We start from the raw sequence: 16,995 nt of genomic DNA, 5'->3' as shown, positions 1-16,995 counted from the left end.
TAAAGAGGGGGACGTTCAGGGCCATTACGGATTACCAGCTCAACAAAAACTTAGCGATCTGATCAAGATTAAGAATACTCAACCCGACGAAAATATAGCACTCCTAAATGCGTTTACGAGGCTAGCAACAGCTAAAGGTGCTCAGGTGGTGCTAACTTATCCTGCTTACTGCAAAAAAGGTTATTTCATGAATGCTGCGGAATTGAATACATTAGATCACTATTACCGGCAAAATATAATCTGCCCTGTCATCGGTAGCCCTAAGGATTTTGTGATGAATGATACGCTATTTTTCGATACTGTTTACCACCTTACACAGGAGGGGGCCCGTATACGGACAGAGCGCCTAGCCCGAACCCTTACCCCGGTGCTGGCTATTTCTAAGAAATAATGGGGCCGTATGTTCTAGTTGAGCTTGTCCAGACAATTCCTTTATCAATCGACATTTATTTTGGGCCGCTGTGCTGATACGTTCAGACCTTCAAGGTAAGTACTGTTCTAGTGTGATTCGGGGAAGAGTTACTACTATCAGGTAAACAAACAACGATTAATCGATAGGTACGGTTTGAATATGCCCGGCAGCCTTCTGATAGACTAGCAGAAGCTTCTCCCCCTGCTCTTTTGTTAATGTATCGCCCACGTGGATGCGTGCGTGGTATTGATTATCGAGCCGTAAGCGCGCTGTTTCTTCTGTATTCAGATCGGCATATTCTACCTCAAATTGGGGTAGGTTGTTTGCTTTATTCTCAATGATACGTAGGACAACCGCGTTTAGTCGTTTGTTGATAAGGGGGTTAGATAGATTCTCGGTAGTGGGGTCTGAATCTTCACCCAGATACTCCCGGTAAACATAAACCATCAGGGCCGTTGCTACCAGAAAAGCACCTATCAGTACGTATGTCAACAACCGTTTCATCACCTTTTAATCAAAAAGATCGACATTATAGGTTTCCCGTAAATGCCTTTCCATTACATCAAACAAAAGTTTTCTGGCTTTTTCGATGGGTAGTCCGTAACGCTTGGCCAGGCCTTTCTCGACCGATTGACGGAGCATTCCAAACGCATTACTCAGCTTCATCTCATCACTGTTACCTTCAAATAGTTTATTCGATTCGTTTATCAGCTCATCATACGTAATAAAATCGAATGTGGTCTGGCGCTCAGGAGCTGGTTCGGGCTCCTGATACCTTGACTGAGATAACCGATCCTGCTCATACCATAATTTGGCCATGCTGGCAAACTCGCTTCGATAGCTGGGGTTTGTATACACCTCATCCAGCAACGTCTGATGACTGCTACCTATTTCCTGCACTATTTCGGGGTTCGACAAATCCCGGTACTGCCAATCAGTCGGATTCGTTTTTCCCAGCGCATACTGCCGCTGGTAATTTATTTTGAACAGATTTAGCAGCACTCCATACACTTTGTCAAGCCTACCTTCCGGTGGACTCGCGGAATGTGGTATGCACACTACGTTCTTCGGTCCTTTTACCAACCGACGAAGGTTCAGATAGTCATAAACAGCATCGGTAGCGTCTAACGAACAATCGGCGAGGGCCTTGTCAATATCGGCATCCGTAAACGCATATTCATAAACCTTGCAATAAAAATGTACAAACCGCTTCCGTTGTTTTTCTGCACTGAGCAGGCTGAATTGATCCCGTAAATCGGTCATCGGGTAAACGCCCTGCGCGAACTGATACAGCACAATTTCGTCTTCGAAGTTCATAGCTAGCTGTTATCTGATTTTCCTTATCGGAAAAGGGTTCCCAGTCATAAGTTTATTTGAAGGTTACTTTACTGACTCTCACTGATTAGAGTTTAACCTTTGATAACGCGTGTTGATACGTAGTGAAACAAAAAGTTGCTGTTTTCCAGGAACAAATTGTCGGTCACGCTGACGGCAAAGCTGATTGATAAACCGTTTGCTAAAAACTACGGACTGATTCGGAACGGAAATTTTTAACTTTCACTCTGGCAAAATAGTCTCGGGGATAAACGATGTCCTGATCAGCAAAACAGTTTGATACGTATCAGGACGATCAATGTTTAAAAAATCACGCTTCTCAATATGTCGTACAACATTGCTTTAGTAGACGATCACCGGGTCGTGCTGGAAAGTTTCGCGAACCTGCTCTCCACCTCCGCTCACTTTCAGGTTGTAGGTATGGCTACGGATAAACGCTCACTGTTACAGGTCCTGGAGCAGTCTCACGCTGAGGGCCATGCCGTCGACGTACTGGTAACTGACCTACTGATGCCTACTCTGACGGGCACTGATGTAATTCTGACGGTGAAAGCGCAGTATCCAAACGTAGCGGTTCTGGTATTGTCCGGCTCAGATGATCCTGCCTTAATCCAGCAGGCCATGCAGGCAGGCGCCAGTGGATATGTAACCAAGACTGCCGATAAATCCGAACTATTCGATGCGATCCTAGCCGTTGCAGTTGGTCGACGGTATATTGATAGCCGGGTTTTTCCACTAAGCAGACCCGTTACTAACCCGGTGGTCGATAATCCTTTATCGGAACGGGAAGCCCAGGTTGCCAGCCTTATCCTAGAGGAGTTATCCAGTGCGCAAATTGCCGAGCGCCTATTCATTTCGTTCAATACGGTTGAAACGCATCGCAAACGAATCTATCAGAAATTAGGAATCACAACGGCGCTGGGCTTACTTAAATACTCGCTAAAGAAAGGTAAAGCAACCTATTAGACGGACAGTAAAACACGAGCTATCGTTCCGTTTTCCGGTTCTGATTCGATCCAGAACTGCGCCCCAATGGCCTGGGCACGCTCTCGAATGTTGTGCAGGCCCATTCCAGCTTCCCGGCGATGATTTGTTCCGATGCCATCGTCATTAACCTGAATAGCGAGCCAGCTATCGTGCCCGATCAGCCGAATGGTCGCGTTACGTGCGTATGCATGACGAAGAATATTTGTACAAAGCTCCAGACAAATGACGTACAGATTAAACTTCACATCGGAAGTTGAGGGCAGTTTTCCAGCAGATTCATCAGTCAGCGTAAAGACTGTTTTATCAACAAGGTTTAGCTTCTTGACCAAACTTTTGAGCGATACCAGCAAATCCTGCTGAAGCAACTGCTCCGGAATCAGATTCCGCGACACTTGCTGAACCTGTACAACCGCGTCGTCCAATAGCGTTAAGCTGCTTTCGTACAGCTTTTTGTCGCGGGGCGCAAGGCCATCTGCGTCAATAGTCTGGAAGGTCATTTTAGTGGCACCCAGCAAACTGCTTACCCGGTCGTGGAGTTCAGTGGCAACCCGTTTGCGCTCAATCGTCTGTCCTTTAAGCAGGGCCATTTCAATCTCCCGGTTTTTAGCCTGCAACGCTACGTTGGTCCGACGGAGTCTTAGGCTATAGTACAAAAGCAGTAGTCCCAGCAAACTGATTAGCAATAGCCCGGTCAACAGCAGATTCCGTAGATCTTCTTGGGCGGACATGCCTAGCCTTAATTGTTTAATTTTCAATTGATTGATAGTTGTTTGCTTTTGCGAGGATACCGCCTTTAACCGTTGCGTTTCCAGTTGATGTTTCAGCGTATTGGTCTGGGCCAGCTGGAGTAGTTCGTTCGTTCGGAAGGTGTGATTAAGGCGGTCAATTTCCGCTTGCTTAGCCAGGGTTTGATACCGTTGATCCTGGATCTGGTGTTCATGCTGATAGGCGGTTGCAAGCCGTTCGCGGTCGTATTTGGCTTTAATACGTAAGCTCTCGCTCTGATTGATAGCCTGCTGTTGGTCCTTCAGCGTATTGTTGTAGAGTTGCTGAAAGGCAAACGCATTTTCCCAGTCTTTCAAATGCTCGTAGCTTTTGATCAGCACTGAGTAGGCCGTGAGCATCGGCGCATGCACCTTATGGTTTTTCTCTAAAGCTTCTTTGGCGCTGGTAATAGCTTCAGCATACTGACCCAAACCAAGATAAGCTCCTGCCAGATCGGCCAGCGCGTCGGCCTGGGGCAAAGGCGAGTTCAACTGATTCCAGTACGCAACCGATTGCTTTAGCGGAGGAATAGCCTGAACAAATTTATGCTGACTGCTGTATACAGCTCCAATATCGTTAAGCAGATAAGCTTTGTTGGAGAGCGATGCCTTGTTATGAACAAAAATTTCCCATGCAAGGAGGTAATGGGTTTCGGCCTTTGCCAACTGACTTTGCCCTTTATAGGCGTCAGCCAGATACTGATGAAGACTCGCCAGTTGGCTGGGTTCATTTCTTTTATCTTTATCAAACCACTGGATACTTTTCTGCAAATACGACACCGCTTCTTCATAGTCTCCAATTGAGCTATTAATCCGGCCAAGGTTCCGGTAGATACGCCACAAATACATCGAATACTGTTCAGGAGAAGTATCAATCAGCGCTAAGAGTCGATAATTCAATTTAATGGCCTGCGGATAATCGCGGCTGAAGTCTCGGTAATATCGCTCATTTTCGAGTAGCCCTTTAATCTGGTATTTCACATTTTTCTTCTGCTCAGCCAAACGTATAAGACTGTTCGTTACCAACCGTGCGCTGTCGCGGTGCGTGATACCGCTGTAATGAACATAGGCCAGAAAATGCAGATATTCCATACGAGCCGTATCAACTCTGGGGGAAGGCCGCCGTTGATCCAGAGCGAGCAGGCGGGTACGGGTAACCCCCAGCAGGCTATCCACGTAATGCTGGTCGATACGGCGGTCGAAATCAAAGGGAGGAGTATCATAACTCTGAGCCTGAAGAGAAGTGCTTAGTAGCAGGCAGACGAATAGCCGCAATACGTTTTGAGACGATTTCATAGTCTTTACCGAACGATCAGAACTGCCTAATTAGCTCCAGGCTGACTTTCCCTTCCGAAAACCACCGCCTTGAGTGATTTTTCAGCGAGGCCCAAGAGCGAATTTACATCACTAATATCCTGATTGTCACGCTAAAGTTAACGTCTCTCTGGCACGAAAGGACTCGCTTTTACGATGGCTTATTTAACGGTCATAAGCCTGACAAAAGCAGGCTGTCCGTCTCCAGTGGCTACGTGTTATCGGACAACCTGTCTTTGTCGAAGCGGCTTCGCTGACCCTGCTCCTATCTACCCATCACAAGCCTTGTCTGGGCCGAACTCTGCGTATCGAGCAGTTGTATACGTAGTGGACCGGCCTTATGCAGGGCTCTATCGACAGCGACGGTGATGGTATGCATGCCTTGCGGAAGCTCGACAAGGAGGTTGCCATCGGTCAGCTTACCCGGTTTTTGATTTACCCAGGCGCTTATACCTGACGGAGTGTTGAAGGTCATCGCTACGTTGCCTTTACTAACTACTTCGATATCGAACCGCACTACGCTGTACGGTTTGTTTGCATTTGCAGCAAGAATGGGTAGCTCCTCAATCGGCAGTTCACCGGAAACTTTACTATAAACGGGCTGCAGTTGCAGCGTTACGTTATTTTTAGCGACGTAGCCAAGTCCTTCGTCCCGGAGTTTCTGAGTCAGTTCTTTACTGCCAGAAACAGTCGACCAGCGACGAACGTACCGCTCCGTAGGTACGCGAAATTTTCCCGACTCACCTATTTTCGACAAGAACCCGACCAGATTAACAAATTCCTCTTTGTCCAGACCCGCCGTTAATCCGGCAGGCATCAGCGACCCCGGCACTTTTTCAATGACATTAACCTGGCTTTTCGGTACGGAAACTTCCTGCCCCGACACATCACGTATCACCAGTTCGGACGTACTATTGCTCACAAGATACCCCATTAGTTCGCTACCATCTTTCCGGGCGATGCGCTGCAGCTCATAGCCTTCTTTTATGGACTGGTTTGGATAAAGAATGGATCGGGTGATGGTTTCTACGGGAGAACTCGTACCTAAACTGCTTAAATCGGGGCCGATACGTCCCCCACCCCCACCAATGGCATGACAGCTTTGACAGGCCAGTGCACTTCTACGAAACACCATTTCTCCTTTCACCGGATCGGCCGTTTCGCTGATCAGTTTTGCCAGACTGCTGATTTCCTGCGCCGTAAGCTCCTGTGGCATCTTTTCAACGGGCAGAACCCCACCCGACGCTTCCAGCGCTTTCGCCAGCAGTTTGACATCTTCGTCGTTACGTCGGTTATAGGGCACGCTACGTTGCATAAGCTGCCTCCCCGTTTTGGCTCTCGTTTCGGGTATTTTTCGGAAAGTCAACTCGTCGGAGAGCGCTTTTGTCCCCTGCTTATTGGTAAAGAACGCCCGGAAAAGATCCGTTACGTCCGTTTGCTCCGGAAGCGTTCGCATCAGATCCGCGCCAATCCGGGCGGCTTCGGTCGCGTTTACTGAAACAAGTTCTGCTGCTGCAGCCACGCGTAAATCAGCTGGATTTTTTCCGGTCGACAGATTGGTTAATGACTGCCAAGCTTTCTCTTTATCCGTAAGCGCCAGTGCCCCTAACGCAGCCTGACGCACCTTTTTATCTTCTTTCTGAGCCAGATTTATCAGCGTTCCATTCAGTTCGGTCATGCGCCATAGCCCAATCAAACGGACCGAATTTATCGCAATAGCCTCGTCACTGCTGTTAATAAACTCAGTAATTCGATTCAGGTTGCCACTTGGCTTCACACCCCGGCGGGCAGCCTCTTCCAACGTAGCCAGTAAACTTACTACGTCACTGGTCTGACTGGTTTTGCCCTGCAACGCCTTCTCGAAAATAAGCGTCAAATCCGCCACACTGCCGAATCGGGCAATTGATCCAAGTACGTCTTTCTGATACTCGTCAGGAACCTGCCCCTGCTGATACAATTGGGTCAACTGTGCAACCGCATCGGCATTGCTTACTGATTTTAAGGCAAAAACGGTTTTTCGTGCGTCGCCCAGAAAAGTGGGTTCCTTTTTCAGGCGCGTTGCCCAGAGAGGATTCAGCTCGCGAACGGTTTGCCAGAGTGCAAAATCCAGAAATTCATCCATCGGATTGTCCAGCACCGATAAAGCAACACGGGCAGCCTCAGCCGTTTTTACGTTTCGAAGGGCAATAACGGCTTCCAGACGAACCTGCGGATGTTTGTCGGCTACGGCTTTCGTCAAAAGGGCAGGCAGGTTCGTTATTTTCGTATGCCACAACGTAAGGGCACGTAACGCAGCTGCCCGAGCCTGGTGGTTCTGCGCATTCAGGAGACGTAGCAACAGCGGCTCATTGACGACCTCAAGGGTTTGATACGTCCACAGCGCTTCCAGCAGATGATGTTCGTACTCGGCGTCGGCTTTGTCAAGCTTCTGAATCCACTGTTCCAATGCCGGAATCACTTCGGTGGCTCCGCGGGCTTTCAACTGCTGCTTCGCCTGCGAACGGGTCCAGTCTTCGGGCAGTTTCAGGGATTCCAGCAATTCGCTGACACTGGCTTTTGATAGCATCGGACGCTTAACCATCGGGCGATTTTTGGCCACAATTCGCCAGATACGGCCGTGCTGCTGATCCCGGCGCGGATCGTGAAAATCGACTTCGCCATGCTGAATAATCGGGTTATACCAATCCGCTACGTAGATAGCTCCGTCGGGTCCTACGGATATATCGACGGGACGGAACGCCACATGATTCGTCCACAACAAATCGTCGACCTGCTTGGATGCATAACCACTGCCTTGTTCTTCCAGCCGGAAACGGTTAATCCGATTCGCCCGAAAATCGTTGGTAATTACACTTCCTAGCCAGGATTCGGGCAGATGCCGACCCGAAATCACCTCCAGCCCACTGTGCTTGGGTTGACCCGGATTTAACCCCCGAAGAATTCGGGCGGCACCGGGCGACGTAACGAACGTAGCACCCGGAAACGCGTAGTTAATACCCTCACCTCCAGCACCATCCGTCAGGAATGACTGCCCCCAGCGATCGAACTGCAACCCCCACGGATTGATCAGCCCTTTGGCGTAAATATCGAGTTCGAGTTTTTTCGGATTAAGCTGCCAGACTCCGCCCCCTTCCAGCCGTTTAATTCCCGAAGGCGTTTCGACGTGGCTGTAGATATAGATCGATTGATTGAAATACAGCAACCCTTCGGGGCCCCATCGAAAAGTATGGATGAGATGGTGCGTATCGGCGGTACCAAATCCATTCAAGATCCGGCGTTTTTTGTCCGCTTTGCCGTCGCCGTCCGTATCCATAAAGTGCAGAATTTCGGTCGAATTTGCTACGTATACGCCCCCATCGCCCGGCAGGATTCCCGTGGGTGTGAGCAGCCCTTCAGCAAAAATGGTTGACTTATCGGCCTTACCGTCGCCATCCGTATCTTCCAGCACAAAAATCTTGTCGTTGGCCTGTTCGCCGGTTTTCAGGTGCGGATACGCTGTGCTGCTGACCACCCACAACCGACCGTCGGCATCCCAGTTCATCTGAATGGGCTTGGCCACCAGGGGCTCGGCAGCAAACAGAGTGACTTCAAAGCCGTCGGCAACCTTAAACGATGCAAGTTCATGCTTTGGGTCTGGGTCCGGAATGTCTTTGCGATCGTCCTGCTGAACAGCCGAGGAGATCACGACAACCATAGCAATCAGGAGAATCCTGTGGAGAACATTGAGGGGCCGGAGAGCTTTCATTACGTGCCTGCTACTTTAATGGGGTAAGTTGATAGATGCGGGATTTGGGCTTGCGCGATAATGCAATCTGCCCTTCCAGCCATTTAATGAGAATACTCTGTTCCTCCAGACCTTTTACGTGTCGTCCCTGCTCGTAGGAGCGAAAACCAAGAATATAGGTCGTGTTCAGCGGACGATATTGAAAAAAAAACAGATCGTTCTTTTTTACGATCATCTGCTGTAACTCACGCGCCTGGACGAACGTAGCGCCCTGTTTGATTGCCACACCGTTTTCCCACTCTTTGGCCGAAGCCGAAATCAATTGTTCCTGATCGGCGGTGAGTGTGTAATATCCTTTCTTCAACCCTTTTATCGTGACTATGGGTGCATCGCTGCCAACGGCTCGATCATCTGTAGGCCGTGGGAGCGGCAAAAGACTATCATTGACCGTAAAGGAAAGATTAGTGGTGGTATTATCACCTGCGTTCAGCATTTTTGCCGGTCCCGACGTAACAGCCGGAACTTTGCCTGCTGTAATCGTAATAGGCTGATTACGTGGCCCCAAGCCTAAACTTTGCTCGAAAATAGTGGCCAGATGGTAATAGCCGACGTCGTTGAGATGGATGCCATTATCGGTCAGGCTGACTTTTTTACTGATTTCCTGAATGGGCTTGAAAATATCGATGTATCGCTTGCCGCGCGCCGAAGCCAGTTGAGCAATGGCGGTCGCATAGGTTTCCAGCATGGCATTCCGTTTCGCTACGTTCTGGCTGGAGTCAGGCAGCAGAATTGGCATCGGCGACACTAAAATGGCGTTTGCGCCGAGTTGATCAATTTTATCGAGCAATTTGATCAATCCTTCTCTAAAAAACGGCAGCCCCGCTTCGTCGTCCTGTGCTTCGATACCGCCATAGGCAACAAAAACCAGGGTGGGCTGCGCTTTGGTCAAATGTTCCATCAGCAGGTCATAGCCGGTGGGCGGATTTGTGATGGTACTACGGGCAACACCATACACGTTATCGCCTGTCCAGCCAAGATTGCGGAAAATGATATCACGGTCGGGCCAGCGGGTGGTCAGGGCCAACTCCAGATAACCGTACTGAAAATCATTTTCAAACAGAGAATTGCCTAAAAAAACTACCCGCTCCCCGTTCTTCAGGGCAAACGAAGCGTTGGATCTAGTCTGGGCAGCAGCCAACCCGCAGGCAAAAAACAAGACGAATATGCACACGGGTCTGGCCAACATTTTACGTAGTTTCATGCATTTTTAGTTAACGCGGAAAAGCCCTAATCTTGATGGCTTCCTTTGGCAAAGTTTCAATCAAATCTGATTTACTCAATCAAAATACGTAGCCTTAAACAAAAGTAGAGGCCTTATCTCAAGTGATATGTCCCGGTCTGGTTTCTGAACATTTGACCCAGCCCAGAGTATGTATCAGTAAAACTGGCAAGTTCTATTACGTCTTTAACGACTCACTATGGCAAAAACATCGTTGAGTACATTGCTGGCCCGGGTTGGGCTCGACTGGTTTATTCTGGCTCTTCTGGCTATGATTGGGCTGGCCAAACTCTGGCCTGAGCCCGGCATTCAGGAAGGTTTCTTTTCCTTATCGTCGCTGGCTACATACGGTGTGTCGCTGATCTTTTTCTTTTACGGGTTAAAACTCAATTTCGACCAGTTGAAAGAAGGCTTACGCAACTATCGACTGCATTTGGTCATTCACCTCACTACGTTCGTGGTTTTTCCGGCGGTTGTCCTGGCTGCCCGTTCGCTTCTGCTCACGCCCGACACAGAATTGCTCTGGCTCGGCATTTTCTACGTAGCCGCTCTGCCCTCAACGGTATCATCGTCCGTAGTGATGGTGTCGATTGCGGGGGGGAATATTCCGGCGGCTATTTTCAACGCCAGTATTTCCAGTCTGATTGGGGTGTTTATTACGCCCGTCTGGATGAGCTATCTGTTGTCCAGCACCAACGGCCAGTACGATCTTACGGGCGTCATCAGCAAACTAACACTTCAGGTTATTCTACCGGTTATCCTGGGCTTGCTGCTGAACAGGTGGCTTGGCTGGATTGCCGCCAAATACAAGTCGGCGTTACGTTATTTCGATCAGATCACGATTCTGCTCATTGTTTATACGGCTTTCTGCGAATCGTTTGCGCTCCATTCTTTCGAGAAAATTTCCATAGACGACCTTTTGTGGCTGGCCGGCTTAATGCTGGGTTTGTTTTTTCTGATTTTTGGCCTTGTTACGTTATTTAGCCAATTGCTCAATTTTAATCGGGAAGACCGCATTACCGCTCTGTTTTGCGGGTCCAAAAAATCGCTGGTTCAGGGTAGCGTAATGGCTAACGTATTGTTTCCGGGGAGTATGGCAGGAGTGGCCTTACTGCCGATTATGATGTACCACGCCCTGCAACTGATTGTCGCCAGTATTATCGCTCAGGCAATGGCCCAGCGGCAAAAAGAAAAAGCTGAGGTCATTCAGGAGTGATTTATCCCTTTTCAGCGGCTCCAAATTGCCATTCAGCCAGAAGCCGATATACCTTAATTAAACCCGGAAGGGCGATATTCTTCTAAGAATCAGTAACGCATAAATAAACAACTTACTGACATGAAAAAGACAATTTTGGCCGCCCTCACCCTCTTCAGCTTAGCGACTAGTGTAACCTTCGCGCAAGGCGTATATTCCAGACCTTTCGACAATCGTCCTCCGCAATACGGTGGCTCTCGTTACGACCGCGACCAGTATCAGGACGACCTGAAAATAGATCGTCTTGACGCCATTGTTAACCTGTCCCGTCTTCAGGAAAAACAACTGCGCAAGATCGAAGATAATTACGATCGTTTGTTTTCAACATCCCGTATGACGCCAGACGGTCTCCGTCAGTTGCAGCTTCGCAAACGTCAGGATATGCTGGCCGTTCTGACCTCGGCCCAACGCGACAGACTGTTTGCGACTCAACAGAACAACCGCTATAACCGAAACCAGCCCGTTCCTTACGGTCGTCGTGGCTAATAAATAAGTAGAGTGAGCGTAGCGTAAGTGATTCGCCCGATCGGTATGTTAAATTATCGGTCGGGCGAATCGTCTTTTAGCGATACACCGTACTTTTGCCCGCCGTTCAACTCATCAAGTGACGTGTCGACAAACGTAACATCGCTACAGAATTTTAATCGTCATTCGTTTGGCTCCGACTTTGTTTGGGGAACCGCTACCGCTGCTTACCAGATCGAAGGGGCAGTTGACCGCGACGGACGTACACCCTGTGTGTGGGATACGTTCAGTCGCCAGAAAGGCAAGATCAAAACCGGCGAAACCGCCGACGTAGCGTGCGAATTTTACGACCGCTACGTATCCGACCTGCACCTGCATAAAGAGATGGGTTTCAACGCGTTTCGCTTCTCGCTGTCGTGGTCGCGTATTCTGCCCGATGGCGTCGGACCGACCCAGGGTGGACGTATCAACGAAGCTGGTTTACGTTTCTACGATCAGCTAATCGACCAATGCCTCGCGCTGGGAATTACGCCCTGGATTACGCTCTATCACTGGGATTTGCCGCAGGCGCTCGAAAATCTGGGTGGCTGGCCGAATCGAAAAATCGTGGACTGGTTTGCCGATTTTGCGGATGTATGTACCAAAGCGTTCGGGCACAAAGTCAAGCACTGGATTATTCTGAACGAGCCGCTGGCGTTTTCCATTCTGGGGTATTTTACGGGGCAGCACGCGCCGGGCCGACGAAGTTTGCGGAATCTGCTGCCAGTTATTCATCACACGACGCTGGCGCAGGCCGAAGGCGGCCGTATTGTCCGGCGGAACGTTCCCGACGCACAGGTCGGTACTACGTTCTCCTGCTCGCCAATTGATCCGTTTACACCTAAAGATCAGGCTGCGGCAGTTCGCGTCGATGCGTTAATGAATCGGCTGTTTATTGAGCCGTCGCTGGGGTTGGGCTATCCTAAAGAATTATCTTTTCTGTCGGGCATTGCCAAAAAAGTGGCGAAACCCGGTGATATGGAGCGGCTCGCGTTCGATTTCGATTTCATTGGCTTACAGCATTATTTCCGGGCGGTGGTCGAGCAATCGTATTTTATGCCGTACATCTGGGCCAAAGACGTGTCGCCCCTCCGTCGGAACGTATCAACCCTTACCGAAATGGGCTGGGAAGTTTACCCTGAAAGCATGTACCGGGTTATCAAACAATTCAGTCAGTACGAAGGCATCAAAAAAATCTATATTACCGAAAGCGGAGCGGCTTTTTACGACGTAGTAGAACGGGGCGTTGTCAACGACGTAGCGCGGGTTACGTATCACCAGAACTACATTGAACAGGTGTTACGGGCAAAGCAGGAAGGCATCCCGGTCGAGGGGTATTTTGCCTGGACATTTCTGGACAATTTTGAATGGGCCGAAGGGTTTCGTCCCCGCTTTGGGCTGGTTCACGTCGATTTCAGAACCCAGCAACGTATCGTAAAGGCGTCGGGCCGGTGGTTTCAGCAGTTGCTAACGGCAGAGCAGCCGGTTGCGATTAACTGACTTTTTTCAAACCCTGTTCTTACTCATGCGGTTGTGCTGGCAGACAAACAACACAACGTTATGCAATATCCTGAATTTATTCACGAAGTGAAACAGCAACTCGGCGTTCAGACGCAGGAAGATGTACTGGACATTACCCGGGCTTTTCTGCACACCTTGACTGAACATCTGGCCGGCAATGCGGCCGATAATCTCGGCGCTCAATTACCAGCTCCCCTACTGGACATTATCCGGGAAATAGATCCCGAGCAGCGCGATCAGGGCGAACGATTTAAACTGAAAGAATTCTACGAACGGGTAGCTGACAAATTAGGCGTCGACGAAGAAACCGGGCAGCGCTATACGCAGCAGTTTATGAAAGTGTTTGGCCGGATGGTTACCGAAGGCGAACTGCACAAACTAAAAGTTTCGCTTTCCGACGATTACGCTCCACTATTTGAGGGCCTTCAAACCGCCCAGAATGCACCAAACTAATCGTTGACACACGCGTTCGACGTCTCCAGCGTCGAACGCGTGTTAACCAAAAAACGAGCGGATCTGGAAAAAGCTGATTTGCCTGGCTTATATAACTGATTTTTGCCAGTACAACGATAAGCTGTCAAGCTGATTCTAATCAATTGGCTGACTTAAAAACATTTCTGGGCCAGGCCGTATTTTTGAGGCAGGATTTGCTCCGCTTATTTATCACTTATCCAGCGTAATTGATGTCTGTTATTCTTCCGATTACCAGTCCCGAACAAGCCGTTTCCACGATTCAGTCCGGCAATCGTGTGTTTATTCATAGCGTTGCGCAGACGCCCCACGCGCTCATCAACGCGATGGTTGCCCGCGCCGACGAACTGGCCAATGTAGAAGTCTGCCATATTCATACCGAAGGTCCGCTGCCGTATCTGGACAAGAAATACCAGAAATCGTTTCGCCCCAACTCGTTCTTCATCGGGGCCAACATGCGGAAGCAACTTAATCAGGGCATCGGCGACTACGTACCGGTTTTTCTTAGCGAAGTGCCGTTGCTGTTTCGCCGAAAAATTCTGCCCATCGACGTAGCACTCATTCAGGTATCGCCCCCCGATGCGCATGGTTATTGTTCACTTGGCCCGTCGGTCGACGTATCGCTGGCGGCTATTCAATCGGCGAAATACGTAGTGGCTCAAGTCAATCCGCGTGTTCCTCGTACGCATGGCGACGGGCTGATTCCAGCGTCTATGCTGCACGCGGCCATTGAGGTGGATGAACCGATTTACGAAGTTTTGCCGGGCGAGATCAGCGCCGAAGATCGGAAGATTGGCCAGTACGTCGCCAGTCTGGTCGACGATGGGGCTACATTGCAACTGGGTATCGGCGGAATTCCGAACGCTACGTTGGCCGAACTCATTCATCACAAAGGGTTGGGCATCCATACCGAAATGTTTTCCGATGGCGTCATTGATCTGGTCGAGCGGGGCGTCATTACGGGCGAACATAAAACGGTACTTCCCAATCGCATTGTGTCGGCGTTTGTGTTGGGCAGTCAGCGGGTTTATGATTTCATCCACGACAACCCCGGCGTAGCGATGAAGCAGGCCAGTTATACCAACGATACAGCCATTATTCGACGTAATCCGAAGGTAACAGCCATTAATTCGGCCATCGAGATCGACCTGACCGGACAAGTCTGTGCCGACACCATCGGTACGTATCAGTATTCGGGCGTGGGTGGCCAGATGGATTTTGTGCGGGGCGCTACGTTGTCGGAAGGGGGTAAACCCATCATCGCGCTACCGTCCACGACGAGTAAAGGACTGAGTAAGATTGTGCCGTTTCTGAAAGAAGGAGCCGGCGTAACCACGACCCGGGCGCACGTTCACTACATCGTAACGGAATACGGCATTGCCGATCTCTACGGCCAGAACCTCCGCCAGCGTGCCCGCGCCCTGATCAACATCGCCCACCCCGACCATCGGGAAGAACTGGAACGGCAAGCCTTTGCCCGATTTGGGAGTATATGATTTTGGCTGCGTTACAGGTCCCTAAACCTTTGTGCGATTTGTGAGTAATAAGATAACACAACAACGTTTGATTTGATATGGAGAAAAATGGCGTTTCTGATGCGGACTATATCAGGAGTAAGCTGGATGATAACAAAGAGGTTCGCGTTCGGAAAATTGACAATGGCGAGACAATGACCGCCTACGGCTACGATTCAGAAGAAACAAGCATTGGATCAATAAGTAATCGCGACGCGATCAAATGCAAGTGGAAAGGCGAAAACGGGGTCGAGTGGGATGATGTCTTTAACATCTACGCGTTTGAACGAGCTGAATCGAATTGATCCATTCTGTGTCGGCTACCAGGCTGTTTTGAGAAAAAAGCCCAGTAGTCGGCACAGAGTCAATCGAAAACGTAGTACGCCGGAAGTTCCCTTGCTATTCAGAAAGTTGAGGACTTACTTTCAGTGACTCATTTCAATCGGCTGGGCCATCCAGGTAGAGATACAATTCTTTGATAAGCCCATTCTCAATCAGAGCAATATCCATTCCACTGGCGACAGGTGTTGCATTGGCGGCACCAAGTGTCCAGGCTACATGACTCACCCCGTGGTTGATTGCTACTGGCTTAATCAGCGTAAAGCCGAACTCCGGTGCCCATTGGGCTTGCAGTTTTTTTATGAGTTCATCAATCGCCTGATGTCCTTTAATTGCTGGACCGTTATCGGTTTCATAAAAAACAATGTCAGCATCATAAATCTGTTTTATCACCATCATGCGCTGCTCATCGTTGCGCTCACTCCAAACCTTTAGGAGGCTGTCTTCCAGTAATTGTGTTCCGTTATTGTCCATATCTTTTTAGTCGTGATCCAAACGCTTATAAGTTGAAAAACAAAACTATATGATAAGGCTGTATATAGTTTCCATACCTTCTAAAGAAACATATTGGTTGCATAAAACAGAAGCGGCAAATAAGAACAATTTCCTATTTGCCGCCCAATGGAATTAACCTGATACGTGCAGATCAATGCTAAACTTTCAATTTCTCTACGTTCTTATAGCTGATCGCAATTGACTCCAGCGGAGGAAGTTTACAAACATCCTGTTCCACGAAGTAATGCGTTAGTCCCGCCGTTTGTTTTGCATCGAAAATGCGCTGAAAGTTAATGGAGCCGGTTCCGACGGGCGCAAAGGCGCGTTCGGGTGTTTTTTCCATGTCTTTTACGTGCCAGAGCGGGAAACGGCCAGGATGTTTCTTGAACAGAGCAACCGGGTCCTGGTTGGCCATAGTAGCCCAGTACAGATCGAGTTCGAGCTTGACCAGGTTCTTATCCGTATTGCCGGTTATTACGTCATACGGCATTTTTCCGCCCATGGGTTTAAACTCAAAATCGTGGTTATGGTAGCAGAACTGAATGCCCGCGGCCTTGCATACTTCCGCCGATTTGTTGAACAGGTCCGCAAAACGCAGGTAGTCGTCCAGTTTGGTACGTTCTTCTGGAAACAGATACGCACAAACCATATATTTCTGGCCAATGGCAGCAGCATCGTCAACGGCTCGTTTCCAGTCGTTCATGAGCGTACCTTTCATTTTCGGCATAGTTTTGCCCGTCGTGTAGTGGCCGCTAGGTGCCGTTAGTCCCAGGCTTTTCAGATAAGCTGCGTAGGCTTTCGGTGTTTTACCAAAGAATTTCCCATCTGAATACCCAAACGATTCAACTTCTTTGTAGCCAATCTGCGCCACTTTTTTCAACGTACCGTCAGGGTCTTTCGCCATCAGGTCACGTAACGTATATAACTGCAGGCCAACCTTTTTCGGGGAAGCGGCAAAAGCGTTCAGCTGTGGCAACAGGGCCGCCGAGGTAGCCAGGGCGCTTAGTTTTAAAAACTGTTTACGGGTAATGTTGGATGACTGACTCATGAGACGTGTAGGTCGGTTAATCGGCAACGGGCT

15 protein-coding genes are annotated in these 16,995 nt (G+C 49.3%); 8 read left to right on the top strand and 7 right to left on the bottom strand.

Annotated elements, in window-relative coordinates:
• Positions 1–391: hypothetical protein (locus ACOJS8_RS12990; RefSeq protein ID WP_420148968.1), on the top strand; the 391-nt coding region annotated here is incomplete at its 5' end.
• A gap of 156 nt (positions 392–547) precedes the next feature.
• On the opposite strand, the gene ACOJS8_RS12985 is transcribed toward ACOJS8_RS12990, so the two are convergent.
• On the bottom strand, positions 548–916 hold the full coding sequence (locus tag ACOJS8_RS12985; protein WP_420148967.1) for a hypothetical protein: 369 nt from the start codon (positions 914–916) through the stop codon (positions 548–550).
• A 6-nt stretch (positions 917–922) separates the two neighbouring features.
• Entirely contained in the window at positions 923–1,729 is an 807-nt protein-coding gene (locus ACOJS8_RS12980) for a DUF5958 family protein (protein ID WP_420148966.1), read from the bottom strand.
• Between the two features lie 342 nt (positions 1,730–2,071).
• Here ACOJS8_RS12980 and ACOJS8_RS12975 point away from each other — a divergent pair, with 342 nt between their 5' ends.
• Positions 2,072–2,713 carry a response regulator gene (locus ACOJS8_RS12975; RefSeq protein ID WP_420148965.1) on the top strand — a complete coding sequence of 214 codons (642 nt, stop codon included), beginning with the start codon at positions 2,072–2,074 and terminating at the stop codon, positions 2,711–2,713.
• Here the strand turns inward: ACOJS8_RS12975 and ACOJS8_RS12970 are convergent.
• From ACOJS8_RS12970 to ACOJS8_RS12960, 3 genes are all read right to left on the bottom strand, one after another.
• Positions 2,710–4,794, bottom strand: a complete 2,085-nt coding sequence (locus ACOJS8_RS12970; protein ID WP_420148964.1) for a tetratricopeptide repeat-containing sensor histidine kinase — start codon at positions 4,792–4,794, stop codon at positions 2,710–2,712. The two genes, ACOJS8_RS12975 and ACOJS8_RS12970, sit on opposite strands and share 4 nt — an antisense overlap.
• Positions 4,795–5,077: 283 nt before the next feature.
• Positions 5,078–8,557 (bottom strand): PVC-type heme-binding CxxCH protein, encoded by a 3,480-nt coding sequence (locus ACOJS8_RS12965; RefSeq protein ID WP_420148963.1) that lies wholly within the window; start codon positions 8,555–8,557, stop codon positions 5,078–5,080.
• Between the two features lie 10 nt (positions 8,558–8,567).
• Complete coding sequence (locus ACOJS8_RS12960; RefSeq protein ID WP_420148962.1) at positions 8,568–9,797, bottom strand: GDSL-type esterase/lipase family protein; 1,230 nt, start codon at positions 9,795–9,797, stop codon at positions 8,568–8,570.
• A gap of 217 nt (positions 9,798–10,014) precedes the next feature.
• On the opposite strand from ACOJS8_RS12960, the gene ACOJS8_RS12955 reads away from it, so the two are divergent.
• The 6 genes from ACOJS8_RS12955 to ACOJS8_RS12930 all read left to right on the top strand — a co-directional run bounded on the left by ACOJS8_RS12955 (position 10,015) and on the right by ACOJS8_RS12930 (position 15,385).
• Positions 10,015–11,031: a bile acid:sodium symporter family protein gene (locus ACOJS8_RS12955; RefSeq protein ID WP_420148961.1), complete on the top strand. Its 1,017-nt coding sequence runs from the start codon at positions 10,015–10,017 to the stop codon at positions 11,029–11,031.
• Between the two features lie 120 nt (positions 11,032–11,151).
• Positions 11,152–11,556: a hypothetical protein gene (locus ACOJS8_RS12950; protein ID WP_420148960.1), complete on the top strand. Its 405-nt coding sequence runs from the start codon at positions 11,152–11,154 to the stop codon at positions 11,554–11,556.
• Positions 11,557–11,601: 45 nt separating this feature from the next.
• Entirely contained in the window at positions 11,602–13,074 is a 1,473-nt protein-coding gene (locus ACOJS8_RS12945) for a GH1 family beta-glucosidase (protein ID WP_420148959.1), read from the top strand.
• A gap of 60 nt (positions 13,075–13,134) precedes the next feature.
• Positions 13,135–13,548, top strand: coding sequence for a DUF2267 domain-containing protein (locus tag ACOJS8_RS12940; protein WP_420148958.1), 414 nt, complete (start codon positions 13,135–13,137; stop codon positions 13,546–13,548).
• A 230-nt stretch (positions 13,549–13,778) separates the two neighbouring features.
• Positions 13,779–15,062, top strand: coding sequence for an acetyl-CoA hydrolase/transferase family protein (locus ACOJS8_RS12935; protein ID WP_420148957.1), 1,284 nt, complete (start codon positions 13,779–13,781; stop codon positions 15,060–15,062).
• A 77-nt stretch (positions 15,063–15,139) separates the two neighbouring features.
• Positions 15,140–15,385, top strand: coding sequence for a hypothetical protein (locus ACOJS8_RS12930; RefSeq protein ID WP_420148956.1), 246 nt, complete (start codon positions 15,140–15,142; stop codon positions 15,383–15,385).
• Between the two features lie 133 nt (positions 15,386–15,518).
• Here the strand turns inward: ACOJS8_RS12930 and ACOJS8_RS12925 are convergent, their stop codons facing one another.
• Together ACOJS8_RS12925 and ACOJS8_RS12920 are read right to left on the bottom strand one after the other, a co-directional pair.
• Entirely contained in the window at positions 15,519–15,893 is a 375-nt protein-coding gene (locus tag ACOJS8_RS12925) for a hypothetical protein (protein ID WP_420148955.1), read from the bottom strand.
• 178 nt (positions 15,894–16,071) lie between these two features.
• On the bottom strand, positions 16,072–16,962 hold the full coding sequence (locus ACOJS8_RS12920; protein WP_420148954.1) for a sugar phosphate isomerase/epimerase family protein: 891 nt from the start codon (positions 16,960–16,962) through the stop codon (positions 16,072–16,074).
• Between the last annotated feature and the right edge of the window lie 33 nt (positions 16,963–16,995).

It is taken from the genome of Spirosoma sp. (assembly GCF_048594605.1).
GTDB lineage: Bacteria > Bacteroidota > Bacteroidia > Cytophagales > Spirosomataceae > Spirosoma.
This window is presented reverse-complemented; position numbering and strand designations above follow the sequence as displayed.

What these genes read in the sequence shown, in the direction of transcription:
- ACOJS8_RS12985 (WP_420148967.1), bottom strand. Translation starts at nt 916, where the DNA reads ATGAAACGGTTGTTGACATACGTACTGATAGGTGCTTTTCTGGTAGCA.
- ACOJS8_RS12980 (WP_420148966.1), bottom strand. Translation starts at nt 1,729, where the DNA reads ATGAACTTCGAAGACGAAATTGTGCTGTATCAGTTCGCGCAGGGCGTT.
- ACOJS8_RS12975 (WP_420148965.1), top strand. Translation starts at nt 2,072, where the DNA reads ATGTCGTACAACATTGCTTTAGTAGACGATCACCGGGTCGTGCTGGAA.
- ACOJS8_RS12970 (WP_420148964.1), bottom strand. Translation starts at nt 4,794, where the DNA reads ATGAAATCGTCTCAAAACGTATTGCGGCTATTCGTCTGCCTGCTACTA.
- ACOJS8_RS12965 (WP_420148963.1), bottom strand. Translation starts at nt 8,557, where the DNA reads ATGAAAGCTCTCCGGCCCCTCAATGTTCTCCACAGGATTCTCCTGATT.
- ACOJS8_RS12960 (WP_420148962.1), bottom strand. Translation starts at nt 9,797, where the DNA reads ATGAAACTACGTAAAATGTTGGCCAGACCCGTGTGCATATTCGTCTTG.
- ACOJS8_RS12955 (WP_420148961.1), top strand. Translation starts at nt 10,015, where the DNA reads ATGGCAAAAACATCGTTGAGTACATTGCTGGCCCGGGTTGGGCTCGAC.
- ACOJS8_RS12950 (WP_420148960.1), top strand. Translation starts at nt 11,152, where the DNA reads ATGAAAAAGACAATTTTGGCCGCCCTCACCCTCTTCAGCTTAGCGACT.
- ACOJS8_RS12945 (WP_420148959.1), top strand. Translation starts at nt 11,602, where the DNA reads ATGTTAAATTATCGGTCGGGCGAATCGTCTTTTAGCGATACACCGTAC.
- ACOJS8_RS12940 (WP_420148958.1), top strand. Translation starts at nt 13,135, where the DNA reads ATGCAATATCCTGAATTTATTCACGAAGTGAAACAGCAACTCGGCGTT.
- ACOJS8_RS12935 (WP_420148957.1), top strand. Translation starts at nt 13,779, where the DNA reads ATGTCTGTTATTCTTCCGATTACCAGTCCCGAACAAGCCGTTTCCACG.
- ACOJS8_RS12930 (WP_420148956.1), top strand. Translation starts at nt 15,140, where the DNA reads ATGGAGAAAAATGGCGTTTCTGATGCGGACTATATCAGGAGTAAGCTG.
- ACOJS8_RS12925 (WP_420148955.1), bottom strand. Translation starts at nt 15,893, where the DNA reads ATGGACAATAACGGAACACAATTACTGGAAGACAGCCTCCTAAAGGTT.
- ACOJS8_RS12920 (WP_420148954.1), bottom strand. Translation starts at nt 16,962, where the DNA reads ATGAGTCAGTCATCCAACATTACCCGTAAACAGTTTTTAAAACTAAGC.